The organism is Acinetobacter higginsii, from assembly GCF_000369525.1.
Classification (GTDB): domain Bacteria; phylum Pseudomonadota; class Gammaproteobacteria; order Pseudomonadales; family Moraxellaceae; genus Acinetobacter; species Acinetobacter higginsii.
On record NZ_KB850068.1, the window covers coordinates 36486 to 38856 of the forward strand.

Annotated in this window: 3 protein-coding genes; 1 reads left to right on the forward strand and 2 read right to left on the reverse strand. The window is 33.7% G+C overall.

The window, feature by feature from the left end; translation table 11 throughout:
* Window positions 1-286 precede the first annotated feature (286 nt).
* On the forward strand, window positions 287-1732 hold the full coding sequence (locus tag F902_RS00490) for an ATP-binding protein (protein ID WP_005200044.1): 1446 nt from the start codon (window positions 287-289) through the stop codon (window positions 1730-1732).
* Window positions 1733-1775: 43 nt separating this feature from the next.
* On the opposite strand, the gene F902_RS22550 is transcribed toward F902_RS00490, so the two are convergent.
* Both F902_RS22550 and F902_RS00495 read right to left on the reverse strand, forming a co-directional pair.
* Entirely contained in the window at window positions 1776-1946 is a 171-nt protein-coding gene (locus F902_RS22550; protein ID WP_005200045.1) for a hypothetical protein, read from the reverse strand.
* Window positions 1943-2329 (reverse strand): hypothetical protein, encoded by a 387-nt coding sequence (locus tag F902_RS00495; protein WP_005200047.1) that lies wholly within the window; start codon window positions 2327-2329, stop codon window positions 1943-1945. Before F902_RS00495 ends, F902_RS22550 begins: the two co-directional genes overlap by 4 nt.
* Between the last annotated feature and the right edge of the window lie 42 nt (window positions 2330-2371).

Genomic DNA, 2371 nt, shown 5'->3' on the forward strand with positions numbered 1-2371 from the left:
ATTTAACATAATAGAGCTTATACGAAATGCATATAAAAATAGTTTTATATTTCAAAAAGTTATGCTATAAAAAATTGGGGCGCAAAACCTAAAAAACCGACTTGGAAACAAGTCGGCTTTTTTATGTACAAAATTGATAGATTATGCCAATAAAATTATCTAAAAAAACACCAATTGTGCTTAAATAGCTTATTAAAAAAACACCAAATAAGATCAGCATACTGATCTTATTTGGTGTTTTTGATGTATGATTATTACATCGTAATAGTGCTTATAGGGTATTTTGATGCTAACTATTTCTGAAAAAGAAATCCTAGATCGCCTGAATTTTGATAACCCTTGGTGGGAAGATAGAGATACATCTATTAATCATAGCCAACATCCTAAAAGAAAATATTTTTTTGAGTTTTATGAAAATATCCTAGATCGTTCTGTTAATCGGGCACTTGTGCTAATGGGGCCAAGACGCGTTGGAAAAACCGTAATGGTCATGCAAAGTATAAGTGAACTTATCCACAGAGACTCAATTGATAATAAAAAAATATTATTTTTATCTTTAGAAACACCTATTTATACAGGTATTGGGTTAGAAAAATTATTAAATATTTTTAATTCATTACACGACCATAAACGAAATGACGAATTGTATATATATTTTGATGAGATTCAGTACCTAAGAGATTGGGAAGTCCATCTAAAATCTTTAGTAGACTCCTACCCAAGCTATAAGTTTATAGTAACGGGATCTGCTGCCGCTGCCTTACGCTTAAAAAGTAATGAATCTGGTGCTGGTCGATTCAGTGATTACATCCTTCCGCCTTTAACGTTTGCTGAATATCTGTCATTTATTAATAAGGAAGCTGAGTTAGTTACCTACACTGAAGATTTTGAAAGCTTTGATGATCAATATAGCGCCAACAATATTGAAGAGCTAAATAAAGAATTTGTTAATTACCTTAATTATGGTGGTTATCCAGAAACAGTTTTTTCTGAGAAAATCCGCGAAAACCAGTCACAGTATATTAAAAGTGACATCATAGATAAGGTGCTCTTAAGAGATTTACCTAGCTTATATGGTATCAACGATATCCAAGAGTTAAATAGACTCTTTACAACCTTGGCGTACAATACTGGACAAGAAGTATCCTTAGATGGATTATCAAAAGATTCTGGTGTCGCAAAAAATACAATTAAACGCTATTTAGAATATTTAGAAGCTGCTTTTCTGATCAAAAGGGTTGAAAGAATTGATAACAATTGTAAGAGGTTCAAGAGAGCTAATTTTTTCAAAATATATTTGACTAATCCCTCTATGAGAGCAGCATTATTTGGTCAAATAGATCCTACTTCTCAACACATGGGAGCCCTGACGGAAACTGCTATTTATAGCCAGTGGCAACATGGGAGCATAGACTCTCTTTATTATGCTAGATGGGATAATGGTGAGATTGATATTGTCTATCTTAATGATCTACAAAAACCTCAATGGTTTATCGAAATCAAATGGACAGATAGACCATTTTCAGATCATAAAGAGTTAGATAACTGTATAACATTCAAACGCAAAAATCCTAACTTACAAGGAGATTCTATCTTAGTTACTAGTAAAACTATTGATGATGAACTGATATATAGAGATGAACGATTTGTATTTAAACCATCAAGCTTATATGCATATATTGTTGGTTTTAATTCTTTAAAAGGAATGGGGAAAAGAAAAAAAGCACCTTAAGGTGCTTTTTATTTAACATAAAATCTCTTATACGCAGCCCAGGTTAATCCTGGGCTTTTTGTTCAATCTGATCATTGGCCTCAAACATGCCAGGATTGGTAATCTGGATATTGTCCTGACAATTTTCGCAAAGCATCAGCCCTGCAAAAAGCTGTACGTTGTCCCTTGAATCACAGAAAGCACATGGTTTAGAGAGTTGAATAATATTGCTCATGGCTTTTTCCCTTCAAAATAGTTCTTTTGGGCATATGCATTTCCTTTTGTTTGCATTCCTTGGATGTCTCCTCGATCGACTTTTAGATGCATCAGTATCCCAATTTGAAACATATATATATGGCCAAAGTCTTCAAAGAATTTTTCATTTAAATAATTGGCTTCAGTAAACTTATCGAGGGAATAGTTAATCTGCTTTTCGAAATCATTCACCAATGTTTCAATCCGACTGGCCTGCCGTTCAATACTGGCCATCTGTAAATTACTGGTCAGAAGATCCCGCAGATAAGTCCCTAATTTATCTCCCTTCAACTGAGCCAAACGCTCATATTCTTGTGCGACCTGATTGTCTAATCTGACGGCAACGGTTCGAGTACTGTTCATGAAAAACTCCTACAATTTGTTTTCAATCTAAGCACCTAATTT

Excerpts from the sequence above, each read along its gene's own strand:
- F902_RS00490 (WP_005200044.1), top strand. The coding sequence starts at position 287 with ATGCTAACTATTTCTGAAAAAGAAATCCTAGATCGCCTGAATTTTGAT.
- F902_RS22550 (WP_005200045.1), bottom strand. The coding sequence starts at position 1,946 with ATGAGCAATATTATTCAACTCTCTAAACCATGTGCTTTCTGTGATTCA.
- F902_RS00495 (WP_005200047.1), bottom strand. The coding sequence starts at position 2,329 with ATGAACAGTACTCGAACCGTTGCCGTCAGATTAGACAATCAGGTCGCA.